This window comes from Achromobacter sp. 1011811831 (genome assembly GCF_059760905.1).
This window is the reverse complement of the sequence record NZ_JCBANG010000177.1, coordinates 1-3189: the sequence shown is the minus strand read 5'-3', so window position 1 is coordinate 3189 and position 3189 is coordinate 1. Positions and strand designations below refer to the sequence as shown.

Genomic DNA, 3189 nt, shown 5'->3' with positions numbered 1-3189 from the left:
ACGGCATACGATATTCCATGTGGCGTCTCGTGGGCTCGGAGATGTGTAAAAGAGACGGGCCGGGCGCTGCGGGCCACGGCCGCCGCCGTTGCCACCGCGGTCGCCACCGCGATCACCGCCGCGGCCGTTGCGCTGGCCGCCGCGAGGCTGGCGCGAGTCTTCGTCGCGTTCCTGGCGCTCGAACGAGGCCGCGGTCGTGGCGGGCGGGGTCCAGCCTTCGACCGGCTTGCGGTCGATGGTCTTCTTGATCAGGCGCTCGATGTCGCGCAGCAGCTTGATTTCGCTGTTGTCGACCAGCGAGACCGCGGCGCCGGTGGCGCCGGCGCGGCCGGTGCGGCCGATGCGGTGCACGTAGTCCTCGGGCACGTTGGGCAGCTCGAAGTTCACGACTTGCGGCAGCTGGTCGATGTCCAGGCCGCGGGCGGCGATGTCGGTGGCCACCAGCACGGTGACCGTGCCTTCCTTGAAGCCGGCCAGCGCGCGGGTGCGGGCCGACTGGCTCTTGTTGCCGTGGATGGCGGCGGCGGTCAGGCCGTCCTTGACCAGCTTCTCGGCCAGGCGGTTGGCGCCGTGCTTGGTGCGCGTGAACACCAGCACCTGGTGCCAGCCGCTTTCGCGGATGATGTGGCTGATCAGGTCGCGCTTGTGGTGCTGTTCGACCAGGTGCACGGTCTGCGTGACCAGTTCGGTGGCGGTGTTGCGCGGGGTGACCGAGACTTCGCCCGGGTTGTTCAGCACGCCGCGCGCCAGCGAGCGGATCTCGTCCGAGAAGGTGGCCGAGAACAGCAGGTTCTGGCGCTTCTGCGGCAGCAGCGCCAGGATCTTGCGGATGTCGCGGATGAAGCCCATGTCCAGCATGCGGTCGGCTTCGTCCAGCACCAGGATCTCGACGCCCGACAGGTCGATGGTACGCTGGCCGCAGTGGTCCAGCAGGCGGCCGGGCGTGGCCACCAGGATGTCCAGCGGCTTCTTCAGCGCGCTGATCTGCGGATTGATGTTGACGCCGCCGAACATCACCATGGACGACAGCGCGGTGTGCTTGCCGTAGGTCTGCACCGATTCGGCCACCTGCGCGGTCAGTTCGCGCGTGGGCGTCAGGATCAGGCAGCGCGGGCGGCCCGGCTTGCGCTGGGCGGGCTTGGTCTGCGACAGCAGGTGCAGGATGGGCAGGGTGAAGCCGGCGGTCTTGCCGGTGCCGGTCTGTGCGGCGGCGAGCAGGTCGCCGCCCTTCAGGACCTGCGGAATGGCCTGGGCCTGGATGGGGGTGGGCGCGGTGTAGCCGGTTTCGGCGATGGCGCGCAACAGGGAATCAGCCAGCCCGAGGTCGGCGAAATTAGAAGAGGCAGTCAAAACAACTCCAGCGGCAGCCCGTCGCTCAAGTTGAGAGACTCCAATCCAGGCGTACGAATAAGGAGAAAAGGGAAGCGCCCTTGCAGGGCGAAGCCAGGCGGCGAAGGGCCCGGCGAACGTGCGCAGATTGGCAAAGCGCACGGCGGGATTGTAGCTGATGTGGCCGCCGGCCATGGCGGCAAGGGGCGTCCTGGTATAACCAAGTAACATATTGCACGACCTTTCTACCAAATAAGTAGTTTCCCTAGGCCGCACTCCCTATAATCCGTGCGCTTTCATCCATTTGAAAATAAGGATTGCTATGAAAAAGGCGGCAATTGCGGGCATCGTCGTGGCGCTGGGCGCGGTTTGGACCGGCTCTGCCTGGTACACGGGCAAGAAGGCCGAAACCTTCGTCAAGCAACTGATTCAGGATGGCAACGTCGATCTGCAGAAGTTCGGCGAGCGCACCGGCGTCACGCCCTCGATCGAGCTGATCTCGTTCGAGCGCGGCGTGTTCTCGTCGACCGAGCGCTATCGCGTCAAGTTCTCGATCCCGGCCAAGGACGGCAAGCCCGGCCATGACGGCGAGATCGAGTTCGTCGAATACCTGGACCACGGTCCCTTCCCGCTGTCGAACCTGAGCCGTGGCAAGCTGGCCCCGGCCATGGTCGCCAGCCGCTTCCAGCTCGTGGAAACGCCCTCGGTCAAGGAATGGTTCGCCGCCGCCAAGGGTTCGGTGCCGCTGTCGGGCTCGTACAGCATCAGCTACGGCAAGAATGTCGACGGCAAGTTCGACCTGGCCGCCGTCGAATTCGCCAAGGATGCGAACAGCCTGAAGTTCTCGGGCATGAAGGGCGATGTCGAGGTCAACACCGGCACCAAGCACGCTGTCTTCAGCGCGCAGTCGGACAGCCTGGTGATCGGCGGCAAGTCCGACGACAGCGACATCACCAGCATGGCGCTGCAGGGCCTGACGATCGCCGGCAACGGCGCGCCGGGCAAGAGCGACATGTACATGGGCAGCCAGAAAATCGGCTTCAAGACGCTGACGATCAACTCGGCCACCCAGCCGCCCGTGATCGTCAAGGACACCTCGATGTCCTTCGACACGAGCGAGGCCGACGCCGGCGTCAACGCCAAGGCCGTGCTCGACTTCGGCATGATCAACGTGCAGAACCAGGACGTCACCGGCGTCAAGTTCGCGCTGGACATGAAGAACCTGGATCCCAAGGCGCTCAAGGCCCTGAACGAAGTCTATGAAAAGGCCTCGCATCGCATGCTGCAAAGCGGCGGCGAGGAAAAGACGCCGCAGTTCACGCCCGAAGAGCAGCAGATCCTGAAGGACAACGTCCAGCTGCTGCTGGCCGGCAACCCCAGCCTGTCGGTGGCGCCGCTGCAACTGCGCACCGCCAACGGCGCGTCGACCTTCAACCTGGATCTGAACCTGGCCAAGCCCGCATCGCTGGACGCGCCCTTCCCGGACGTGGCCATGCAGACCGTGCGCAAGCTGGACGCCAAGGTCGTGCTGTCCAAGGCCAGCCTGGCCGACCTGATGGCCTTCAAGGCCCAGCAGGACGGCGCGCCGGCCGACCAGGCCCTCAAGACCGCCAAGGGCCAGGCCGACATGGTCGGCACCATGGCGGGCGCCATGGGCCTAGCCAAGGTCGAGAACGACAACGTCGTTTCCTACCTGAACTACGCCGACGGCCAGGTCGATTTCAACGGCAAGAAGATGCCGCTGGAACAGTTCCTGATGATGGCCATGGGCGGCTTCATGGGCAAGCGCTAAGCGCGCGTCCTGCCGGCCCCTGGTGGCCGGCGTCGCAGTGAAACGGGCTGATGCGCCTTGCGCGCATC

At 65.4% G+C, this 3189-nt stretch carries 2 protein-coding genes; one reads left to right on the top strand and one right to left on the bottom strand.

Annotated elements, in window-relative coordinates:
- On the bottom strand, positions 1-1350 hold a 1350-nt coding region (locus AC6LJ9_RS30365; protein ID WP_498150416.1), incomplete at its 3' end, for a DEAD/DEAH box helicase.
- A 301-nt stretch (positions 1351-1651) separates the two neighbouring features.
- Here AC6LJ9_RS30365 and AC6LJ9_RS30360 point away from each other — a divergent pair.
- Positions 1652-3121 carry a YdgA family protein gene (locus tag AC6LJ9_RS30360; protein ID WP_498150415.1) on the top strand — a complete coding sequence of 490 codons (1470 nt, stop codon included), beginning with the start codon at positions 1652-1654 and terminating at the stop codon, positions 3119-3121.
- The last annotated feature ends 68 nt before the right edge of the window (positions 3122-3189 follow it).

Excerpts from the sequence above, each read along its gene's own strand:
- AC6LJ9_RS30360 (WP_498150415.1), top strand. The coding sequence starts at position 1,652 with ATGAAAAAGGCGGCAATTGCGGGCATCGTCGTGGCGCTGGGCGCGGTT.